The sequence below is a fragment of the Clostridium sp. genome, assembly GCF_047718555.1.
Taxonomy (GTDB): domain Bacteria; phylum Bacillota; class Clostridia; order Clostridiales; family Clostridiaceae; genus Clostridium_I.
The window spans coordinates 1-23228 of record NZ_JBDNRK010000063.1 but is presented as its reverse complement, the minus strand read 5'-3'; the positions used below and the strand labels follow the sequence as shown (position 1 = coordinate 23228).

Annotated in this window: 22 protein-coding genes; 13 read left to right on the top strand and 9 right to left on the bottom strand. The window is 31.9% G+C overall.

The features are described 5' to 3' along the window. Positions 1 to 137 precede the first annotated feature (137 nt). Entirely contained in the window at positions 138 to 674 is a 537-nt protein-coding gene (locus ABF633_RS17975; protein ID WP_415525584.1) for a CDP-alcohol phosphatidyltransferase family protein, read from the bottom strand. 177 nt (positions 675 to 851) lie between these two features. Here ABF633_RS17975 and ABF633_RS17970 point away from each other — a divergent pair, with 177 nt between their 5' ends. The 5 genes from ABF633_RS17970 (at position 852) to ABF633_RS17950 (ending at position 6593) form a co-directional block, all read left to right on the top strand. Next, a complete protein-coding gene (locus ABF633_RS17970) occupies positions 852 to 1007 on the top strand; it encodes a hypothetical protein (protein ID WP_415525582.1) in 156 nt (51 codons plus the stop codon). 224 nt (positions 1008 to 1231) lie between these two features. Then, the gene (locus ABF633_RS17965; protein WP_415525580.1) at positions 1232 to 3553 is read left to right on the top strand and encodes an ABC transporter permease; all 2322 of its coding nucleotides are present in this window, start codon (positions 1232 to 1234) and stop codon (positions 3551 to 3553) included. 4 nt (positions 3554 to 3557) lie between these two features. Further along, positions 3558 to 4316 carry an ABC transporter ATP-binding protein gene (locus tag ABF633_RS17960; RefSeq protein WP_415525578.1) on the top strand — a complete coding sequence of 253 codons (759 nt, stop codon included), beginning with the start codon at positions 3558 to 3560 and terminating at the stop codon, positions 4314 to 4316. Positions 4317 to 4510: 194 nt separating this feature from the next. Further along, on the top strand, positions 4511 to 5212 hold the full coding sequence (locus ABF633_RS17955) for a response regulator transcription factor (RefSeq protein WP_415525576.1): 702 nt from the start codon (positions 4511 to 4513) through the stop codon (positions 5210 to 5212). Next, a complete protein-coding gene (locus tag ABF633_RS17950; RefSeq protein ID WP_415525574.1) occupies positions 5205 to 6593 on the top strand; it encodes an ATP-binding protein in 1389 nt (462 codons plus the stop codon). Before ABF633_RS17955 ends, ABF633_RS17950 begins: the two co-directional genes overlap by 8 nt. Before the next feature lie 149 nt (positions 6594 to 6742). Here the strand turns inward: ABF633_RS17950 and ABF633_RS17945 are convergent, their stop codons facing one another. From ABF633_RS17945 to ABF633_RS17915, 7 genes are all read right to left on the bottom strand, one after another. Next, complete coding sequence (locus tag ABF633_RS17945; protein ID WP_415525572.1) at positions 6743 to 7636, bottom strand: sensor histidine kinase; 894 nt, start codon at positions 7634 to 7636, stop codon at positions 6743 to 6745. Between the two features lie 84 nt (positions 7637 to 7720). After that, positions 7721 to 8020 carry a DUF1648 domain-containing protein gene (locus ABF633_RS17940; RefSeq protein WP_415525570.1) on the bottom strand — a complete coding sequence of 100 codons (300 nt, stop codon included), beginning with the start codon at positions 8018 to 8020 and terminating at the stop codon, positions 7721 to 7723. A 42-nt stretch (positions 8021 to 8062) separates the two neighbouring features. Beyond that, entirely contained in the window at positions 8063 to 8575 is a 513-nt protein-coding gene (locus ABF633_RS17935) for a DUF1648 domain-containing protein (RefSeq protein ID WP_415525568.1), read from the bottom strand. A gap of 73 nt (positions 8576 to 8648) precedes the next feature. Next, on the bottom strand, positions 8649 to 9536 hold the full coding sequence (locus tag ABF633_RS17930; protein WP_415525567.1) for an ABC transporter permease: 888 nt from the start codon (positions 9534 to 9536) through the stop codon (positions 8649 to 8651). Further along, on the bottom strand, positions 9529 to 10452 hold the full coding sequence (locus tag ABF633_RS17925) for an ABC transporter ATP-binding protein (protein WP_415525564.1): 924 nt from the start codon (positions 10450 to 10452) through the stop codon (positions 9529 to 9531). Before ABF633_RS17925 ends, ABF633_RS17930 begins: the two co-directional genes overlap by 8 nt. Before the next feature lie 5 nt (positions 10453 to 10457). Continuing rightward, entirely contained in the window at positions 10458 to 11267 is an 810-nt protein-coding gene (locus tag ABF633_RS17920) for a YhfC family intramembrane metalloprotease (protein WP_415525563.1), read from the bottom strand. 254 nt (positions 11268 to 11521) lie between these two features. Next, positions 11522 to 12217 (bottom strand): response regulator transcription factor, encoded by a 696-nt coding sequence (locus tag ABF633_RS17915; RefSeq protein WP_415525561.1) that lies wholly within the window; start codon positions 12215 to 12217, stop codon positions 11522 to 11524. A gap of 278 nt (positions 12218 to 12495) precedes the next feature. Here ABF633_RS17915 and ABF633_RS17910 point away from each other — a divergent pair, with 278 nt between their 5' ends. Then, positions 12496 to 14283: a GGDEF domain-containing protein gene (locus ABF633_RS17910; RefSeq protein WP_415525559.1), complete on the top strand. Its 1788-nt coding sequence runs from the start codon at positions 12496 to 12498 to the stop codon at positions 14281 to 14283. Positions 14284 to 14523: 240 nt separating this feature from the next. After that, on the top strand, positions 14524 to 15123 hold the full coding sequence (locus ABF633_RS17905) for a type II toxin-antitoxin system PemK/MazF family toxin (protein ID WP_415525557.1): 600 nt from the start codon (positions 14524 to 14526) through the stop codon (positions 15121 to 15123). 554 nt (positions 15124 to 15677) lie between these two features. Here ABF633_RS17905 and ABF633_RS17900 read toward each other — a convergent pair. Then, positions 15678 to 16169, bottom strand: a complete 492-nt coding sequence (locus ABF633_RS17900) for a MogA/MoaB family molybdenum cofactor biosynthesis protein (RefSeq protein WP_415525555.1) — start codon at positions 16167 to 16169, stop codon at positions 15678 to 15680. Between the two features lie 882 nt (positions 16170 to 17051). On the opposite strand from ABF633_RS17900, the gene fdhF reads away from it, so the two are divergent. The 6 genes from fdhF (at position 17052) to ABF633_RS17870 (ending at position 23038) form a co-directional block, all read left to right on the top strand. Then, positions 17052 to 19193: a formate dehydrogenase subunit alpha gene (fdhF, locus tag ABF633_RS17895; RefSeq protein WP_415525554.1), complete on the top strand. Its 2142-nt coding sequence runs from the start codon at positions 17052 to 17054 to the stop codon at positions 19191 to 19193. Positions 19194 to 19380: 187 nt separating this feature from the next. Continuing rightward, positions 19381 to 20589 (top strand): gephyrin-like molybdotransferase Glp, encoded by a 1209-nt coding sequence (glp, locus tag ABF633_RS17890; protein WP_415525552.1) that lies wholly within the window; start codon positions 19381 to 19383, stop codon positions 20587 to 20589. Beyond that, complete coding sequence (mobB, locus tag ABF633_RS17885; protein WP_415525550.1) at positions 20567 to 21091, top strand: molybdopterin-guanine dinucleotide biosynthesis protein B; 525 nt, start codon at positions 20567 to 20569, stop codon at positions 21089 to 21091. Before glp ends, mobB begins: the two co-directional genes overlap by 23 nt. 69 nt (positions 21092 to 21160) lie before the next feature. After that, on the top strand, positions 21161 to 21679 hold the full coding sequence (locus ABF633_RS17880) for a 4Fe-4S dicluster domain-containing protein (protein ID WP_415525548.1): 519 nt from the start codon (positions 21161 to 21163) through the stop codon (positions 21677 to 21679). 176 nt (positions 21680 to 21855) lie between these two features. Further along, positions 21856 to 22428, top strand: a complete 573-nt coding sequence (locus ABF633_RS17875; protein WP_415525546.1) for a 4Fe-4S dicluster domain-containing protein — start codon at positions 21856 to 21858, stop codon at positions 22426 to 22428. A gap of 4 nt (positions 22429 to 22432) precedes the next feature. Continuing rightward, entirely contained in the window at positions 22433 to 23038 is a 606-nt protein-coding gene (locus ABF633_RS17870; RefSeq protein WP_415525545.1) for a molybdenum cofactor guanylyltransferase, read from the top strand. Positions 23039 to 23228 lie beyond the last annotated feature (190 nt).

The window sequence follows — 23228 nt, the reverse complement described above, 5'->3', positions numbered from 1 at the left end:
AAAATTCAGATGGGGTAAAAGAATCCCCACCCGAATTAAGAACTTGCTTCAATATATTAACTGCTTTTAATAATAAATTTAAAAAATCACAGATTATTTTTTCTAAAATTGAGTCATTGAAAACTCTTTTTATTTAATCATTCATGATGAAATATGCTCTTTCTATTTAAATCAAGGTTATCTGTAGTTAGGTGTATAGCGCCTTCTTCAATAGCTGATAAGACAGAAATGATGCACACAGGCCAGAAAATTTTTACCGTATGAAATGTAACAAATAGTAAAGGGCTTATAAAAACAAGAAATCCAGCCAATTTATTGCCTAAGGTGTGTAAACTTACAAGGGAATTATATTTGTATGCTGCAATAATTAAGTTTATACAGCGAATAATAACAATGATAATTATCCACGGAAAAAATACCGAAAGGTTATCTCCAGCTTTAATCAGTATAATTGTTATTATAACGCCAAACATTGTGAAATCACCAAGTGAATCAAGTCTTGCACCTATTGAACTTTGCGTATTTGTTTTACGTGCAATATATCCATCAATAATATCACTAAGTCCGCAAATTAAATATAAAACAGTAAACACTAAGTCATTTCTATAGAAGAAAATCATCATAATAGAAATGACGATTCTAACTATGGAAATAATATTTGCCGTGTGTTTCATAACACCCCTTCTTTCAGCACTAATAATAGATTGGAAATACTAAATATTGTTCTGAAAATACAGCATAATTAAACAAGTGAAATTTAAGAATTATGAATTAATTTTAAGATAAATTGTACTAAGTATCAAGATGTAAATATGCTACCAACAAATTTTACTGCCTGCGGAGGCATTATAATGATGGTTGAAAGAATAAGAGATGAGAAAGATAGAAGAGTAGTGAATATTGTTTCAACTAAGAAAGCAAAGGATTTTGTTGCTGAGGAAAAAGAGCTTATTGAATATTATCTTAAAGAAGTATATAGCACAGGAAACATTGTAAGATTTCATTAATAATTTAACCATTTTTCTTTAATTTTTCTTATGTATTATAGAATTAGGCATATGAAAATAAATAGTAAGTCAAAGATACGACGTATATTTTGAATCCTATAAGGAAACAGGTTCCGTGGATAGTGAGCTATCTAAGGGTTCTGTTGACGTAGTAGGATTCAAAATAGACTAGTATACTGACTAGTTATTTATTTGAATATGCCTTAAAGAAAGGATGTGCTTATATGTGGCTGAAAAAGCTGAAAAAGAAAAAACTTCAAGGTTTTCTAATAGGAATCTTGTTATTTCTATCTTCCTTAATATTTACAAGTAGTTTGTCCATGCTAACCTCTATTCAAGGATATGTTAATCAATTTTATTCTAACGATAAATTTTACGATTTAATTTGTTATAACGCTAATGAAGATTCTACAAGGGATGTACTGCAGTGGGGTAAAAATAATTCGGACATTGAGGATGTTAAAGCTATGGAGGCTTCCACCTCTGGCAACGACCTTTATTGCAAGGGTAAAAATTTAAAGCTTTCAATGTATGACATTATTCCTATAGAAGATAGTAAAAATCTTCCTTTTGGATTAAATAAGGATAACTCATTAAATAAGAACAATGCTCCTAAAGAGGGGGAAGTATGGATTACAAAGCTTATGGCAGATAATTATAATATTGCACTTGGAGACAGATTAACCTTTAAAACAAAGACTAAGGATGTTACCTTAAAGGTTACTTCACTGATTAATGATTCTCTTCAACCTTCTTCTACCGTGAGTGAAATTATTTTATATATCAATAAGGACAATGTTCAGGATTTTTCTTCCTTAAAAAAATCATCACTAATTTTTATAGATATTAAAAATGGGGTTAATGTCGCTGATGTAGAAAAAGACTTGACCTCTGCTGTGAAGGTTGGTGGATTCGTATTTGATAAAGATATATTAATACTAAGTTCCACCATGACTTCTTCTATGATAGGAGGTGCTGCTGTTTTAGCTTCAATTCTGGTGTTTATTGTTTCGGTGATGTTGATACGATTTATCCTATGGAATAATATTTTAAAAGAGTATAAATCTATTGGAATATATAAAGCTCTTGGTTTTTCTAAAAGAGAAATACTTAAATTCTATATTATAGGTTATTCACTAATTGCTTTTATTGGAAGTTTACTTGGAGCTCTGTGCAGTATTCCTATCTTGAACTATACAGCTTCTAAGATTTTAAAGTATATTGGTGATTTTCAAGGTGTAAGTATTAATTTTAATGTTATTTTAGCTACAATAATTTTATTTCCCTTAGCAGTAATTATAAATTTATATTTTGTAATCAAAAGAACCAATAAGATTTCTCCAGTAGAGGCTCTTAGAACTGGTGTTACTTCTTCGAGGAAAAAGTTGACAAAATCACTAATTAAAAATACTACATTCCCTTTAGCTCTAGCAATAAACGATATGATTAAATATAAAAAGGTTACTGCTCTTATCACATTGACCTTAACCTTATCCCTGAGTTTAGTATTGCTCTTTGGTAATTTGAATGTAACTATATCAAAGATGAAGGAAAATACTAATATTTGGTTTGGACTACCTAAAAGTAATGTAACTATTAGTGCACCTTTGGGTAGTTCGGCAGGAGCTTTAAAGGAGGTTTTGAATGAAGTAAAGAAGGATAACAGAGTTAAAAATTATGCTTATGGCTCTATGCTCTTAACTGGTGTAGAACTTGATACCAAAAAATATTCTATAAAAAGTACAATGTACAATGTATTTGCCATGAATTCTTATAATAGTGATCTAGGCTTTACCATCATTGAGGGCCATAATCCTGAAAATTCCAAGGAAGCGGCTGTTTCCTCAAGAATATTAAAAGAAGCAGGGTTATCTATAGGAGACTATATACAGCTGTCTATAAACAATAAAAAAGTATCCTATTTAATATCAGGTTCCTATAATTCAATGATGTCCAACGGATATGGTATAAGAATATTAAACTCTGCAGTAGAAAAAGAACTTCCTGAATTTGCAGTCAGTGAAGTATTTGTAACGCTTAAAGCTGGTACTGATATAGAGGAATTTAAGAAAGATATTAATAATAGATATTCCAATTTAGATGCTAGTGATATTCACCCTATGCTTAAATATACCATTGATTCTATACCTGGTACCATGCTCCCTATGAGCTATTTATTAATTGTGGTGTTTATAGCCTTCTGCTCAATAACAATACTAAATATTATCATAATGAATATTAGAGATAGTAGAAGAAATTTTGGAATAATGAAGGCACTGGGTTTTACCACTAGAGAAATAAGAAACAGATATTTATATAGAATATTGATATTAACATTATTTAGTACTATTATATCTATCTTCTTAAATTTAACTATAGCAAGGCCTATGATTGCTGCAGCAATCAGTAATATGGATGTTTTAATAATATCCCCCACAACAATGCTGCTGCTAATAACGTCTATGCTTATTTTAATATTAGTAACCACACTTATATGTTGTGGAGCTATAAAAAATACTAAACCTACTGAATTAATGGAGGAGTGATTTTATGAAAACTTCAGTTATAAAAGCCAATAATCTTTGTAAATCCTTTGTCACAGGGAAAACTGCACTTAATGTGATAAAAAATTTAAATTTAGACATATATGAAGAAGATTTTACTGTAATTATGGGCAGCTCTGGTTCGGGTAAGTCTACGCTATTATATACCTTAAGTGGTATGGATTCGGCAACCAGCGGAACTGTGCAGCTTCTTGATAATGAAATTACTTCAATGAAGGAGGATGAACTCTCCTTGATTAGAAAGAAAGATATTTCCTTTGTATTTCAAAGTATAAATTTACTTCCGGATATAACAGTGTTTGAAAATATAGCTTATTGTGGTTATGGAGTAAATAAAAATAAGAAAGATATTAATGAGAAAACCTTAAAGCTTCTTGAAACCTTTGGTTTAACAGACGCCAAGGATAAATATCCTTCAGAAATTTCAGGTGGTATGCAGCAAAGAGTAGCAATGGCTAGGGCCATAATCACCTCTCCCAAAATACTATTTGGGGATGAGCCTACTGGAGCCCTTAACTCCACTGCAGGGGAAGAAGTTCTGGACATATTATCAGACTTAAATAATAAGGGGCAAACGGTGGTAATGGTTACCCATGATTTAAAGGCTGCCTCCCGTGCTTCTAGATTAATATACCTTAAAGATGGCAGAATTGACGGTGAATTGTCCTTAGGTAAGTTCTCCAAGGCAGACTACAAAAATAGAGACATTTTAATATTCGAATTTTTGAAAGAAAGAGGGTGGTAAAACTCTCTTCCTTTTATGTTTATCCCATGACTACCCTCTCTAATACTCCAATCTTCTTTGGGAGTAAAGAGTGGGTACGTCCTTGGATAACGATTTACCCTAAAGGACAACGATTTCTAAGTATCAAAAATACTGATACTAAGGACTCTGTTTATGATAAAATATATTTATTAAGGTATTTCGGGAGGGATAATATGGCAAATGAAAAAATTCTTATAATTGAGGATGATGAGGATATTAGAAATTTATTAAGAGATTATTTAACAAGTGAAGGTTTTACAGTTCAGTGCTGCCATAATGGAGGAGCTGCTGTTTCTGATTTTAATTCCTTTAATCCTGATATTATTATTTTAGATATAATGCTGCCGGAGATTGATGGCATTGAAATCTGCAGAACTATCAGAAGTTCTTCCCATATACCTATAGTAATGGTATCTGCCAAAAGTGGAGATATAGATAAGATTTTATCCTTAGGAGTCGGTGCTGATGATTATATTACTAAACCATTTTCTCCCATGGAGGTAATAGCTAGAATCAAAGCTCATCTTAGAAGATATAAAACTTTTTCAGCTCCCTCAAAGAATATTTCTGATAAGAAAGAGTTTGGTAAGTTGATTATCAATAGTAAAAGCTATAAAGTAACCTACAAGGATAACGAGATTCATTTAACCTCTAGAGAATTTGAAATAATAGACTTCCTATCTCAATACCCATCTCAAGTATTCTCAAAGGAACAGCTTTATGATAATGTCTGGGGTTTAAGTGGATTTGGAGATCTGAATACCATTGCCGTTTATGTAAAGAGAATTCGTGAGAAACTTTCTTTATACAATATAAATTATATTAAGACCGTGTGGGGCGTTGGCTACAAATGGGAGGAAAATTTAGATGAATAATCAAAGCATATCCTTCAAATTAAAAGCATTATTTTTATCAATAATTGTATTAGTTACCTTTACTATTATTTATTCCTCTGTTCTCATATACAACAAAAACACTTTTTATCCCACCGTTAATAAGGGTAGACTTTTAACCTCTTCTACAAAAACCAATATAGAAGAAGCTTTAGTGAAAAGGGATTTTGCAACTCCCTTGAAAACTGATTTTCCATATGCAGTTATAGATTTAAATGGTAGGGTTTTGTCCTCATCTATTGCTAAATATAAAAAAGATACTGTAGTTAATTTAAACGACTTTATGGAATATGATAATAAAACTTCTTTTGAACAGTATGAAATTATAAAATATACTAATCCGCTGATTATAAATAATACTCAAGTAGGTACAGCAATTTTTTTAATTCCAAAGGAGAAATTTTTGGCTGCTTCTCCGGGATTTTTGACCTTTTTAAATATAATACCTATAATAATTGCTCTGCTTACTATAATTATACTGATGATATTTGTTTATATTTTTACCCAAAAAGATATTTTATATCCTTTAGCTACTCTCCACAAAAGCGCACGTAGAATCTTAAAAGGGGATTTTTCTTATGAAATACAATATGATTATGATACTGAGATTGGCCTCTTTTGCCACGATTTTGAAGCTATGAGAGACGAACTTAAGCATTCAAAGGAAAAGGAAATTTCAATAAAAGCCAAGGAGAAGGAGCTTTTAGCTTGCTTGTCTCATGATATCAAAACTCCTTTAACAGCTATTCATGGATACGTTTCTGGAATTAAAGATGGCATTGTTAAAGATAAGGCTGGTATTGAAAATTATTGCTCAATAATTTTAAATAGAGTAAAAATGTTATCTAAGCTTCTTGAGGATATTTTAGAACATTCAAAAGCAGAGCTTAACAAAATGAATATATCACTTTGTGAGTTCTACTGTGGTGATTTCTTTAAAGATTTATTTGAGGACTTGTCTGCGGAAGTAGAGGGTAGAGGACTTCATTTTATTGTTCCTGATAAAATTCCTGACCTAATACTAAATGGGGATAAAAAAAGACTTTCACAGGTAATGTATAATTTAGTTTCAAACGGTATAAAGTATTCAAAGAAGGATGGAACCATTTCTATATCCTTCGAAAATACTGGAAGTTATATTAAGGTTTATGTAAAGGATACAGGCATAGGTATTTCCTCTGCGGATATTCCCTTTATATTTAATAAATTCTATAGAGCAGAAAAGTGCAGAAATCAGAACATTCCCGGTTCAGGTCTTGGACTTTCTATTTCTAAATACATTCTTGAAGCCCATGGTGGCTTTATAAATTGCGTTGAATCTTCCTCTAATGGGACAACCATCTGTTTTGCGCTTCCAATATAAAAAACAGAGTCTCAAAACAAATGTAGAGGCACTTTCAAAAGCTTGCTAAAGATAAAAAGATAGACAAAAAAAGTTAAAGTTTTATTTTAACTTTTTTGATTCTGATAATTAGTGAACCTAAAGTTTCAACACCATTGGTTTACCATCAATCATGGTAATTTCCAATAGATTTTAATTTTAAGTAGTTCATTACAAAGTTCAGCTTCAATTTTATGTCCAAGCTGTTCTACTAAGGTTTTAGTTATGCTTAAACCAAGGCCTGTGTTTTCATCCCCTCTAGCTGCATCTGCAGTAAAGGTTCTGTCAAAGAGATGCTCTACATCTTTATTTTTTAGATTGGGAGCAGTATTTTCAAATTTTGTAATTATATAAGCTTTTTCATTTTTCAGGGTTATAATTATGTTTTTTTCTCCATGTTTTATCATATTGTTGATCAGGTTTGAAAATATTCTCATAACGGCTTTTTCATCAGCTATTATGGGAGGAATATTTTCTTCAATGTTTATTTCAGGCTCCAGGTTCTTTTTAATAAAATCATTATAAGAAAGAGCTATGGTTTCACATAGAATATCGCTTAGACTTATGAATTTTAAATCAAATTTGCAGTCACCGGAATCTACTCTTGAAAGTTCATAGAAGCTTGAAATGAGGCTTTGCAGTCTTGCTGTCCTCTTTTTAATTATATCCATATATTTTGTTTTTTGCTCTTCCGTAAGATTTTCCTCATCTATCAGCTGAACATATCCCATTATAGAGGTAAGGGGAGTTCTCAAATCATGGCACATATTAGCTATACTGCAGCGTAATTCTTCTTCACTATGCTTTATTTTAATATGATTTTGCTGATTTATTTCATATAGATCATTGATGGATAGTACCAGATTTTCCAAATCCTTGTCCATGGTGTTCAGCTTTAAGTTATGATATTCACCTTTGCTATTTGTAATTTGTCTGGTGATATATTTGATATCATTTTTATATCTCACTAAAGCTGTGATGAGAATTAGAATTACCACCATAAGTAATATAGTTGAGAACCACATTTAATTCACCTCCCAATTTTTACACCCCAGAGGTGTAATTTTTTTTTAATTTCCAATTCTTTTTCCAGAGTTATTATCAAAAATCTAATGAAAAACATTTATATAGATAGAAAATATATTTATTCCAAGGATTACTATACTCACCCCTAGGTTTGCAAAGGCAGAAGCTTGTTTTATCAGTCTATATAAAGCATATATGCCTATTGACAACATTGCCATAAATGGAATGTACATAAGCTTTGGAATATAGTTGTCTGCATTACCGGAAGAATTAAAATGAATCATAATACTTGAAGGTAGAAATGGATAAAATATTAAATTTATGATTATACTTAAGGCTATTATAATTAATGACAGCTTGTTGATAAAAGATTCATTTAGCATGTTATTTTCCTTTCATTATTTAAGTTTATATATGAGTAAAAATTATGTGTTAGAGGGTTTATTTCTGTACATTTTAATTGTAAAGTATGCAGTAGTACCCAAAATCACTAATAAGAATACTGGTAAAAATAAAATTCCAGGTCCATTGATTTTACCTAGGGCTAAATATATTTCGCTTAAGGATATATAAAAGAAAAGACACACTATTTCTAAATTCATTACAATCATTAATTTTCTGGCATTGTTATACTGATACTTGGCGTTTTTTTCAGTAATATTTACAGGGTAATTACCAATGTGAGGAAATTTACTGAGTAATGCAAGTAATATAAATAAAAACAAGTTTATTATTGGAAGAACTAAAAGAGTGCCTCTGCCTCCCCAGCCATTTGGTTTACCGGAAAAATCGAAATGTATAGGTATTGTGGAAGGCATATCTTTCCAATATATTATAACAAATATAAAGTTTAATATAAGTACTATTACAGTTAATACAAATATAATTTTTTCAGCAATGGAATATTTTAATTTTAATATAGGTCTTTCTTCAGTCATAGTAATGATCTCCTTTTAAGAACACCCCTGGGATGTAAATTTTCAATTACTTCGGGGGTGCAGCTTTTTCCAATTATTTTATATCTTGATTTTTAAATACAGCAATTCCAGCTGCAGCAGTTATTAATAATGTTATAATTCCTACTGAAGAGGCTCTTAAAAGTTCATTATTAGTAACAGCAGCGGAGGTAGCTAAAGCCCAATTATAGGGCAGTATACATTTATAAAGTTTGTCAAACCAGGTATATTTTCCATATAAAAAAGCAATGAACATAGGTGAAATTGAAAATAATATTATGCCTATCAGTATAGTGCCACCATTGCTTTTTACAAGGGTTGCTATAAATATTAAAAAAGAAATAGTTCCAAGACCAACTGCTAGGGCAGCAGCAAATATTTTTAATATATAAAGCGCATCGTTAATGGCAAAGGGACTTCCCCATCCAAAGGTAAAACTTCCTATAATAGTAGTTGAAGCAACTATTACACCTAATATTATAGAAAAGCCAAGAAAAGCAGCAATTATTTTAGCTATATAATAATATTCTCTTTTTTTACCATAGGCAAGTATATTTTTTATGGTTCCAGAAGAGTATTCTTTAGCTATTATAGAGCCTATAAGCACTGAGAGCAATATTTCTATTACACCTATGCCAAAGGAAGCACGGAAAATATCTTTACCAGTCGGATGGAACATGTCCTTGGAATGGACAAAGAAGCCCATACTGCCAATTGTTATTTTAGAATAGGATTCTGCATTTGCTTTTTTTATCTGTTCTATATATGATTGCTGCTGTTCCGGAGGAAAACTTTTCAAACTGCTTTTTATAAAATCCTCAGAAGAAGATAATTTTGATAGACCAGCCATAGATATTCCAAGTATTAGTGCTATTATACACAATATTTTAAAGCTTCTCATTCTGAATAATTTATAGATTTCTGCATGAATTAGTCTACACATTAACTTCATCTCCTATAACATTTAAGAAATATTCCTCCAGATTTTGTCCTTTGGAAAGAATTTTTTCAATAATTATACCATTGGTGGAAAGTAGGGTATTTATTTTTCCAACATCATTAAGATTACTGTAAATTTTTATTATGTTATTTTCCTGAACCACATAGTCTTTAATGTCAAGCTCAGTTTCCAATAGAACCACAGCTTTTTTAGCGTCATTTACTTTAAGTTCTATATACTGTTTACACTTTTCATCCAGTTCTTGTGAAGTAATTTCTTCTACCAATTTACCCTTGTTAATTATGCCATAGCAGGTGGCTAGTTCTGAAAGCTCACTTAATATATGGCTGGAGATTAATATAGTAGTTTCTTTTTCTTTATTTATTTTTTTTAGCAGTTCTCTTATTTCCACTACGCTTACTGGGTCCAGTCCGTTTATGGGTTCATCTAATATTAGCAAACGTGGATTTCCTAAAAGTGCATTGGCAATGCCTAAACGCTGTCTCATGCCTAAGGAAAAATTTTTAACCTTCTTTTTCTTAACATCCTTTAAACCTACCATATTTAAAACATCTTCTATGCACTGTTTTCCAGAAATATTTCTAACCAGCCTTGAAACTTCAAGATTTTCTCTGGCAGTCATGTCACCATAAAAGGTAGGGGTTTCTATAACACTTCCAGTCATGGACCTGGCTTCATCTATAGTTATATTGCCTGAGTTTCCAAGAAGTTCAATTTCACCACTGGTTTTATGGATTAGTCCAGTTATCATTCTTATTAAGGTAGTTTTTCCAGCTCCGTTTCTTCCAATAAAGCCATATATGTCTCCTTTGTTTATGGTCATGTTCACATTATTAACTGCCAGTTCACCGCCATATTTTTTGCAGAGTTTATGAGTTTTTAATACTATATCTTTCATATCTTTCACCTCATTATATTGTCAGGTTTTTGAATTTCCTCAGGTAAAAATAATTTTCTTGATTTAACTATAAATACAACACTGATTACTGCAAATACAAGTACAATGCCTTCTATTGCCCAGGTATTGGCTCCTTTTTGCGCTAAAAAAACCGCCGTAAAATCAACTAATGCATGAATAACTATAGCCAGCAAAAGGAAAATATATTTTCTCTTTTTAATGGAATAAAGTACTAAAAGAGAAAGCCCTAATTGGAGTGTTACTGCTAGTATTCTTTCTATTCCAGATACAGTAAAAATTAATGGAGAAGTATTAATTAGAGAAGATTTGAGTTGTTCTAATTTGCTTACTGATAATGCGTGGCCTAAAGTTTTTTCAAAGATGCCTGCATTAATCATTTTTGAATATATTATATTATTTAAGTTTCCCAAAACACCAATTAGTATAGCTTCAATACCACCATGACCAATGCCATAGGCTATTCCGCCTTTCCACTCTCTATGTTTTTTAAGAAAAAACTTAAAACCTACAAATCTGCCTACTTCTTCAAAAATTCCTGCTGCTAGTCCTCCATAGATGGCAAAGGCTAACGGGTTTTTCAGCAGGTTGGCAGTAGTATTATTGGCATATAACATATAGTAATGCATTGATCTTTCTAATATCTGTGAAAACACAATAAATATTGCGGCACCTATACCTACAGCGGCAAAACTTATTTTACAGCGAACACGAAAATAAATTAATAAGGCCAATGGAAAGGTAAAGGATAGAATTATAGAAATAATCATAGCTGCTATAGACATATTACTAACCATAAAAATCACTCCTTCTTATTCATATATAGAATTCTTGCAGAATCTACTAACTGGTATCCTATAGTAGATTTTCTTTAATGTATATTAAAGATTTCAAACTTATTATCATATAGAATAAATAAGATGGATTAAAGCAAATCTTAAGAAAACATTAAGAATTAAGTTCATAATTAAAAAAGAACGAAATAAACTTTCACAAGTTGAAATTTATTGAAAAAAATTACACCCCAGGGGTGCGGTTTTTTTCAATTTTTTTATTCATGCAGTTTAAAGCCTATACCCCATACTGTATGAATATATTTTGTTTCACTATCTGCCTGAGCGAGTTTTGTGCGGAGGTTACTAATATGTACATTTATTGTATTGTCATCACCAAAAAAATTATCTTTCCATACAGTTTCAAATATATTGGCTTTTGTGAAAACTTTTTTTGGATTAGACATTAATAATTCCAGTATGGAGTATTCTCTAAAGGTTAGAGTAATAGGATTATTTCTAATTAAAACTTCTTTTGATTCCATATCTAAAATTATATTTTTATAGCTCAATTTTTTATCTGTTATGTTTGCCGGTGAAAATTCTTTATAGCGCCTTAATTGAGCCTGAACTCTTGCCAGTACTTCATGTATATCAAAGGGCTTTCCTATAAAATCATCTGCTCCCAGCTTTAATACATTTATTTTATTCTGCTGGGATACTTTTGCCGATATGACTATAATAGGCATAATTTTCAGCTTTCTTATCTCAGATATGAGATTTTCGCCACTGATTCCCGGAAGCATTAAATCGAGAAGAACTATGTCATAGTCATACTGTTCTATGCACATTCTAGCTTCAGAACCGGAATAGGCAGCCCGGACGTTATAGCCTTCTTTTGTCAATATATCACACAGTAATGTATTGATATCTGTATCATCCTCAGTTATCAATATATTGATATTTGATTTCATACAAATCACCTCTTTGTGTATTATAACATCTTTTGGATCAATCTGGAACGATCTTAAAGGTCAGTGTAAAAAAAGCCTTACTCTCAAAAAAAGAACTTTTTTGAAGTATATTTTAATGCATTATATAATAGTAATATAAAATCCATTAAAACGTGATTATTAAACAGGTATGAGAATATAAAAGTATTAAAATTTAACAAGAATTTAAATTAATAGCTTATATATTTTATATATTTGAAGTATAATTTTCCTATAATATAAAATGATAGGAGGAATATATGAATAAAGATAAAAAGGTAAAGAGAATTAATGAGCTTAATAGGATATTGGATTCAAAGCTTATAAATACAGTTTTTCAACCTATTATCTCTTTGAAGGATGGTTCTATATTAGGTTATGAAGCTTTAAGCCGCGGACCAGAAAATTCTATATTGTTTTCTCCAGATAAATTATTTAATGCAGCAGAACGTTTTAATAAACTGTGGGATCTAGAATTTTTATGCAGTACAAAGGCCATTGAAAAGGCCGCTAAAATGGATAAAGATAAGCTTTTATTTATTAATGTGTCTCCTATGGTAATCAATGACAGTAAATTTAATAAGGGATTTTCTAAAGTACTTTTAATGAAAAATAAGATTTCTTCAGAAACTGTAGTTTTTGAAATTACGGAAAAAACTTCTATTAAAGATTATAAAAGTTTTAGAAATATTTTAAATAATTATATTGATCATGGGTATAAAATTGCTATAGATGATGTAGGATCGGGTTATTCTGGATTAAAAACTATAGCGGGAACAAAACCAAATTACATAAAAATAGATATGGATATTATAAGAGATATTGATAAGGATAGTTTTAAGCAGGCAATAATTAAAAATTTTGTAAGTCTCGCACAAAATACAAATTTTAAAATCATAGCAGAAGGTATAGAAACTGAAGCAGAGCTCAATACCTTAATCAAATTAGGTGTTTATGCTGGACAAGGATTTTTTCTCCAAAAACCAAAAGACACTTTTTTAGATATTACTGAGGAAATAAGAGAAAAAATAATTAATTTAAATAAAAGTTTAAATTCATATTATGAGCTTAAAACTCATTATATCGGACATATTGTAAAAAAGGAGCTGGCTTTTAATTTAAAAACATTGTGCAGTGCAATAAAAAATTATTTTGTTGAATCAACAGCAACAGGAACTTGTATTGTTGATGATGAAAATTATCCAGTAGGGCTTGTAATGGAGCATACTTTAAATTCTATGTTAGCTACACAATATGGTAATGCTATTTTTTCAAAGAGAGCTGTTTCTCTAGTAATGGATAATCAAGCTCTAATTGTAGACTATTACACACCTATAGATAAAGTTTCAAAAGCTGCCATGGCAAGAAATAATGAAAAAATATATGACTATGTCATTGTTACTAAAGAATCTAAGTACTGTGGTATAGTCACAATAAAAAATTTATTAGAGTACACCACCATACTGGAAAAAAATTATGCAAAAGAATTAAATCCATTAACGGGACTTCCGGGAAATATTATTATTGACAGAGTACTGAATGACACCATTTCCTATGGAAGAGAATTTTGCGTTTTATATTTTGATTTAAACAATTTTAAAGTTTATAACGACACTTATGGTTTTGAAAATGGAGATAAAGTTATAAAATTTACAGCTAATTGCATTCAGAATAAAATTAATTCTTCTACAACATACAATGGATTTGTTGGACATGTTGGAGGGGATGATTTTGTATGTGTAGTTGAAACATGTTATGAAAACTGCATAGATATATGTAAAGATTTTATTTCCATATTTGACAAAGAAATTATGAATTTCTTTAGTGAAGAGGATAAAGGTAAGGGGTATGTAGTAGCTAGTGACAGAAATGGAAATAAGAACATATTTGGACTGACTTCCATAGCTATTGCGGGTGTGTATGGAGACTTTAATTGTTTTGCCAATTCTTCTGAAATTTCCAAGTTTGTGGCAGATATAAAAAAGGAAGTAAAGAGAAAAAAGAAAAGTCATTACATTATAAAAAATATAGCCGTTTCCTGTGAGTAGAATTTTTCACCTGACTAACTTGGCGTAAGACTCCCACGCACTCTGTGAAAGTTCAACGCCAAGTAAGCCATGCATTTGCAGTTCTAAAATTCAGATGTGGTAAAAGAATCCCCACCTGAATTAAGAACTTGCTTCAACGGGTAAGTGCCTTGTAGGTAAAACATTTATTTGAATTACCTACAAGGCACTTTTTACATATTACAAATATATGATATAATCTTTTAGGGGAGGTTTGATAATGTGGGTAATGTGTTAATTAAAGATATGAATGTTACTGAAGTTGAAGAATATATTAAAAAGACTGAGTATAAAATCAGGCAGCTGGTAAAAGATTATGCTAGTGATATTGAAGAAAAATTAATAAATAATTCTAAAATGCATGATTTTGCCAAAAGAGCATATAATATAAGAGAAATACTTGAGTATGCCCAATGGACTATGGATAAAAAAGATATTATTCATAATGTAGATTTGAGTCAGCGTATTAAACCTAGACGTGGAGAAATTTGGACCTGTCAATTGGGGAAAAATATAGGCTCAGAGGAAAATAAAATTAGACCTGCAATAATTATTCAAAATAATACGGGAAACGATAGGGGACCAACAACTATAATAGTGCCTATATCCAATAGACCAAAAAAAATTGCCACTCATATTGAAATTAAAAAGAATGATTACAAATTAGTAGAAGGTGAAAAGAATCTAATTACAGGGACTATTTTATGTGAGCAGATTAAAGTGGTATCCAAAGTTAGGCTTGGCAGGCACGTTGCTACACTTGAAGACGATTTCCTGAACAATATTTTAAAACCAAAATTAAGGTTATCCATAAATATATAAATTACAACTAAAAATGAATATTTATTAATAATCAGTATTAATAATTAATAAAATGTATATGTTTTCATGAAAATAACTATGGTATTAATAGAAAAATTTATACAAAACTATTGATTATATAATAACAAGGTGTTATTATAAGACTTGTGTGATACATACCTAGCTTTGGTTAGGAGATTCTTTCTCATATTTTCGCTAACATACTCGACAAAGGTCGGGAGATTATATAACATATAAAGGAGGCTTCCCATTGTGCATATTTATGCATAATGAGGAAGCTTTTTGATTACTCTACTATTAAAAATAATAATAAAACTTAATTTTTAACCTGACTAACTTGGCGTAAGTCTCCCACTCACTCTGTGAAAGCGATTCACACAAAATCTAAGATTTTGGTTCTCTGCTTGCACACAGCGAAAGCGATTCACACAAAATCGAAGATTTTGGTTCTCTGCTTTTCTTCAAGTGGGAGTTCAACGCCAAGTAAGCCATGCATTTGCAGTTCTAAAATTCAGATGTGGTAAAAGAATCCCCACCTGAATTAAGAACTTGCTTCAATTTCGTCCACATTCAGATGCATTTCCAGTTAAAATATCAATACCATGGGGAAGAGCCGGTAATACTACTTCTAAATTTTCTACTGCTCCCTTTGGACTTCCAGGTAAATTAATTATGAGAGTGTTTTTTCTTATGCCGCTTACTGCTCTTGACAGCATTGCTTTAGGAGTTATCTTTAGAGAAGCATTTCGCATTGCCTCAGGAATTCCAGGCACCTGTTTTTCTATTACGTCTATTGTGGCCTCAGGGGTAACATCTCTTTTAGAGAAGCCTGTTCCGCCGTTTGTAAGCACTAAATTAATGCCTACAGTGTCAGAAAGGTATATTAATTCCTTCTTTATAATGTCAATTTCATCAGGTATTATTTTGTAATAGTCTACAGAGTATTTATCCTCTGGAAGAGTGTCTTTTATAGATGGACCTGTGGTGTCTTCTCTTTCATTTCTGGAGCCTTTATCGCTTATAGTTAATATTGCGGTGTTTATCATTTTTTTATTCCTCCTGCTTAGATTATTACTAATAATTATACTACAATTGTTTTTAGTAAATAAACTTCAATTTGTAATAAAGAAAATGGTAAATTGAAATTGAAAAAAATTACACCCCTGGGGTGTAAATATTATCATTTTTTACTTCGTCATTTCTCACAATTACCAATTAAAAATATTGTGTAAAAGTTTGATTAATCAATAATAGATGTCATATAACATCTATTATTGAAGTATTAGACTTTTAATAAAATTAATATGGTGGCTTTGTCATATTAAACCAGAAGTATGAAAAATAAGTCGTATTATGATTTGACTATTAGAAATAAAGAGAGTAAAATATGTACTAGAAAATGATAGAACCATATTAATAACGATAAAGTTAATAGACTCAATGGTTTGATTGAAAAGAAAGATATTTAGTTGATATTTAACTTTTAGATAAACCAGTGCAGATGTATAAAATTGAAAATGCATTGTACTGGTTTTTTGTTTTGTCTTTTATACGTTATCATTATCAATGAATCTTACTTAGTAGGAGTTTTACTATGACTAAGTAAAATGAATTATAAACAACTAATTAAGATTATAATTTTATTACTTTTGGCTGAACGCGTAGCAACAGGTTATTAATTCAATTATATAGGTTAATATGTTGATAACTTCAATTTAGGCATATTCAAAAAATAAATAGGCCAGCATGTTAGTATATTTTAAATTCTACTGCGTCAACAGAACCCTCTGATAGCCTACTATCATCAGAACCTGTTTCCTTGTTTAATTTAAAATATACGTCACATCTTTGATCTATTATTTATTTTCATATGCCTTATCAAAGAAATATCTGTGGATAATTTTACAGACATATGAGGAGTGTAGTGTATGGAAGAAAAAGTTTTAACAGTCTGTCCCTATTGCGGTAGTGGATGTAATTTATATTTAGTAGTAGAAGATGGAAAGATTGTACGTGCAGAACCAGCTAATGGTGTAACCAATGAGGGTAAGCTCTGCTTAAAGGGATATTATGGCTGGGACTTTTTGAATGATCCTCAACTTCTAACTTCAAGATTAAAGAAACCAATGATAAGAAAAAATGGTGTTCTAGAAGAGGTTTCTTGGGATGAAGCTATAAAATTTACAGCAGAAAATCTTATGAGAATAAAAGCTAAATATGGTCCTGATGCTATCTTAGGTACAGGCTCTGCAAGAGGACCTGGAAATGAACCAAACTATGTAATGCAGAAATTTATAAGAGCAGCAGTGGGTACCAACAATATTGATAACTGTGCCAGAGTATGCCACGGTCCTTCTGTGGCAGGTCTTGATCATTCATTAGGCGGTGCGGCTATGTCTAATTCGATTCCTGAAATTGAAGACACAGATGTGGTGTTTGTATTTGGCTATAACCCATCTGAAACCCATCCTATTGTAGCCAGAAGGATAATTAAGGCAAGGGAAAAGGGTGCAAAAATAATTGTAGCAGATCCGAGAAAAATAGAAACTGTAAAAATTTCAGATTTGTGGCTTCAATTAAAGGGCGGTACTAATATGGCTCTTGTAAATGCTCTTGGCAATGTACTTATAAATGAAAAATTATATGACAGTGAATTTGTGGAAAAGTATACAGAGGGTTTTGAGGAATACAAAGCTGCAGTAGAAAAATATACTCCTGAATATGCAGAAAAAATAACTGGTGTCAGTGCTGATTATATAAGAAAGGCTATGAGGATATATGCTAAAGCCCAAACTGCCACTATTTTATACGGCATGGGAGTATGTCAATTTTCACAGGCAGTGGATGTAGTAAAGGGACTTGCTTCCCTTGCACTATTAACAGGAAATCTTGGAAAGCCTAATGTGGGAATTGGACCAGTTCGCGGACAAAATAATGTACAGGGTACTTGTGATATGGGGATGCTTCCTAATAAATTTCCAGGTTATCAATCTGTTGAAGATAAAGAGGTTAGAGAAAAGTTTGAAAAGGCATGGGGAGTAAAGCTTCCTAGTAAAAAGGGACATTTTTTGACAGAGGTGCCAGAGCTGGTACTTAAACAGGACAAGATAAAGGCTTACTATATCTTTGGAGAAGATCCAGCTCAGAGTGATCCTAATGCAGCAGAACTTAGACAGGCTCTTGATAAACTGGAATTTGTAGTAGTTCAGGACATATTTATGAATAAAACTGCTCTTCATGCAGATGTAATTCTTCCGGCCACTTCCTGGGGAGAGCATGATGGTGTATACAGCGCTGCAGACAGAGGCTTTCAGAGAATAAGAAAAGCTGTAGAACCAATGGGAGATGTTAAGGATGATTGGGAAATAATCTGTGAAATATCTACTGCTATGGGATATCCTATGAAATATAAAAATACGGAAGAGATTTGGGATGAAATGAGAAGCCTTTGTCCAAAATTTGCTGGAGCAAGTTATGCAAAGATGGAAAAACAGGGGGCAGTACTTTGGCCTTGTGTTTCAGAAGAAGATCCAGGTACACCTTATCTTTATAAAGGTGGTAAATTCATGACAGAAAGCGGAAAAGGAAAATTATTTGCCTGTGAATGGAGGTCTCCTCTAGAATTAGTAGACGAAAATTATCCTTTGGTACTTTCTACAGTGAGAGAGATTGGACATTATTCTGTAAGGACTATGACAGGAAACTGTCGTGCACTTCAGAGACTGGCAGATGAACCTGGATATATAGAAATAAGTAAAGAAGATGCAGAAGAACTTAATATAAAAGATCAGGAACTGGTAAGAGTCAGCTCCCGTAGAGGAAGTATAATTACCCGTGCCGCTGTTGCGGAAAGGGTAAAAAAGGGTGCTACTTATATGACTTATCAATGGTGGGTAGGTGCCTGTAATGAACTTACTATTGACAGCTTGGATCCAATTTCAAAGACCCCTGAATTTAAATATTGTGCAGTTAAGCTTGAGAGGATTCAGGATCAGGAAGAAGCAGAGAAAAATGTTCAGGATAATTATGACAGTATAAAGAAGCAAATGAGAATAAAAAACGTAAAATAAAAATAATTTTAGGCATATGAAAATAAATAATAAGTCAAAGATGCGACGGATATTTTGAATCGTACAAGGAAACAGGTTCCGATGATAGTGAGCTATCTGAGGGTTCTGTTGACGCAGTAGGATTCAAAATAGACTAGCATACTGACTAGTTATTTATTTGAATGTGCCTTATGCGAGGAAATTGCAGATGATTAGTAGAGATGATGCTTTGAATATAATTTTACAGGAAACGCCTTTAGGCAATGTGGAGGAAAAACATATATTAGATAGTTTAAACAGGGTTCTTTCTGAGGATATATATTCTAAAGATACCTTGCCACCCTTTAGTAAATCTGCCATGGATGGTTATGCAATTAAGAGTGAGGAAACAGCAGAGGCTTTAAGAGAAGCACCAATAGAATTTAATATAAAAGGTATTATTAAAGCAGGCGATTTTTTTAAAGGAGAATTGCAGAAGGGTGAAGCTATTAGGATAATGACAGGAGCACCACTGCCTAAAGGGGCAGATGCTGTAATACAGTTTGAAAAGGTAAAAGCTGAGGACAATATTCTTTTTGTATATGATAAGGTAAAGGCATATAGAAATGTAATTAAACGTGGCGAAGAGATTAATTCAGGAGACCTTGCACTTGCTAAAGGCACTGTTATAAGGCCATTTGAAGTAGGACTTTTAGCTTCTCTTGGATATAGTAAGATTCATGTATATAGAACTCCAACAGTTGCTCTCATAATTACTGGTGATGAATTGATTAATATAGAAGAGGAGCTTTACCAGGGTAAGATAAGAAACAGCAATGAATATACTCTGATTTCACTGCTGAAAAACGCAGGACTTGAGCCTATATCCTTTGGACTGGTAAAAGACAATAAAAAGCTCATAAAGGAAAAGATTGAAGAAGCACTAAAGGTATCTGATATAGTTGTGACTTCAGGAGGGGCTTCTAAAGGAGACTATGATTTTGTGGAAGATGTGTTAATGGAATTGGCAGCAGATATAAAATTTAAGTCTGTAGCAATAAAGCCTGGAAAACCTTTGGGCTTTGCCACTATTAAGGATAAATTATTTTTCAGTTTGCCTGGTAATCCATTGGCAGCAATAACTACTTTCCAAGAGTTTATAATACCAGCCTGCGATAAATTTATGGGAAAAAAGAGATATACTGATATTTTACCTGTGATTTTAAAGGATGATTATAATTTTAAAAAGGGAAAAAGAATGTATATATACGTAAACATACAAAAGGTAAATGGAGCATATTACGGATATAAAATAGGTTGGCAGAGTTCTAGTGGACTAGCTTCTGTAGTTGAGGCAAATGGAGTTGTAATAGTGCCGGAAGAAAAGAGCTGTGCAAAGTCAGGGGAGATTTTAAATGGATACTTCATTTTCTCATAAAAAAGTGATTTCTATAATTTCAGCTAAATCGGATATGGGTAAAACTACATTAATAGAGGGTCTCATTAGAATATTTAAAAGTAAGGGCTACAGACTGGGAGTACTAAAATATGATGTAAAGAAATTTGAAATAGATAAAGAGGGTAAAGACAGTTATAGGTTTACTGAGGCTGGAGCAGATACTATGATAATTGCTTCAGCAAAGAAGCTTGCCATGATTGAAAGATTTAAGGAAGAGGAAAGTATTGAAAGTGTAATAGACCGTTTCAAAAGTATGGATCTGATAATAATTGAGGGTTTTAAAAGTAACGGCTATCCACAGATAGAAGTACACAGAAAGGGAAGGGAAGCAGAGCTTCTCATAAATAGCAGCGAATTCGATTCCTCTAATATTATAGCTGTGGCAACAGATGAGAGATTAGAAGATATAAAGCTTCCACAACTTGATTTGAATGATGTGGAAAAAGTAGCCTGTTTTATTGAGGAAAATGTTATAAAGTGAAAGAACTATTAAATAAGGCAGCTTGAAAAACACCTATGACTAAACACTTAAGAAAGGTTGAATATAATTATGAACACTAATTCTTTTGTAATAGGAGATGCCAGTAAATGCGTAGGCTGCAGAGCTTGTGAAGTGGCATGCTTTAGAGCCCACAGCAGCAAGGAGAATGCTAATAAGCCGATTTTTGTTGGAGGAAAGAGAATACCTATAGTAACAAGAATTCATGTAATTAAAAATGAAGAATTTTCAGTGCCGATACAGTGCAGACACTGTGAGAATGCTCCCTGTGCAAATGTATGTCCTGTAGGGGCTATAAAAGAAATAGATAATGTTATAATAATTGATGAAAAAGCCTGTATTGCATGCAAAGCCTGCGTAATGGCCTGTCCTTTTGGGGCAGTGGAAGTAGGAAGTGAAGCTGAGGATTCAGCAAAATTTGCATATAAATGTGATTTATGCAAGGAGCAAGATACTCAGGCATGTGTAAAAATATGTCCTAAAAAGGCACTAAGACTTATTAATCCATTAGAGGAGAAAGAAAAGCGAAGTATAGAAGCAGCTATTAATTTAGGCATATTCAAAAAATAACTAAGTCAGTATACTAGTCTATTTTGAATCCTACTGCGTCAACAGAACCCTCAGATAGCTCACTATCATCGGAACCTGTTTCCTTGTATGATTCAAAATATCCGTCACATCTTTGACTTATTATTTATTTTCATATGCCTTACCTAAGGGATTTTAGAATTAAGGAGAGAGAGTAGATGAACAGTTTTGTTATAGCAAATCCAAACAGATGTATAGGATGTAAAACCTGTGAGGCAGCTTGTGTAATGGCCCACTCAGAAAAAAATATATTAGCAAAGAAAAATGATAAGTTAAATTTTAATCCTTGCCTAAAGGTTATAAAAACTGCAGATGTAACTGCTCCTGTGCAGTGTAGACACTGTGAAAATGCACCCTGCGGAAATGCCTGTCCTAATGGTTCCATAACTAATGAGGATGGAGTAGTTTTAATAAACAAAGATACATGCATTGGATGTAAATCCTGCATGGTGGCTTGTCCTTTTGGAGCTATAGATCTAATTATACAGCATGACAAAGATGGAGAAGTAATAAAACAAACAGGACTTAAATGCAATAGAGAGGGCAAATTTGTAAGTAAAGAAAGATTAGTAGCCAACAAATGTGATTTATGTGTGGGAAGAGAAAATGGACCAGCTTGTGTAGAAGTATGTCCAATGGATGCTTTAAGGCTGGTTGAAGGTGAGACTATAGATGAGAATATTGAGAAAAAGAGAAAAAACACTGCCTGTAGTCTAGCCAATATGGAGTAAAATCATGGATGATTTTAAAACTGCAGTAATCCTTGCTGGTGGAAAAAGTTCCCGTATGGGTTTTGACAAGCAGTTTTTAAAAATAGATGAAGTAAAATTGATGGATAAATTAATAAATGAACTTAAAAGGGAATTTCAGGACATAGTAATTGTAACTAATAAACCGGATAAATATGGAGATGATTTTAGCTGCTGCAGAATAGTGTCTGATGAGATAAAGCAAAAGGGACCTTTATCGGGAATTCATATAGGACTTAAGGAGAGTAAGAGTAAATATGCATACTTTGTAGCCTGCGACATGCCAAATATAAATCTAGATTATATAAGGTACATGAAAAATGAACTGATTAGAACTGAAGCGGACGCCTGTGTTACAGAACAGGGGGATAAAGTGCAACCCTTTAATGCTTTCTATTCTGCAAAAATATTTCCTAAAATAGAAAAGCTCATAATGGAAAATAGAAGATCTATGCTAGCACTTATTAATATCATAAATACTCATTTTATTAAAGAGAATATCGCAAGAAGATATGATGGTAATCTTTATATGTTCCTAAATCTTAATACACAAGAGGATGTAATGAAGTATAGTAAAATGAGTAAGCAGTGAAGATAAGGTAATTCATAATAGTTGTGAAAGAGAAAAATATTGATAATTCCATAAATACATTATATGATAATGAATATAATATAATTCGCATTAATATTGGGAGATATATTCATGTAGAAGAAGGAATAGCTGAATATTTATCCGATGACTACCCACTCTAATACTCCCATCGCACACAGCGAAAGCGATT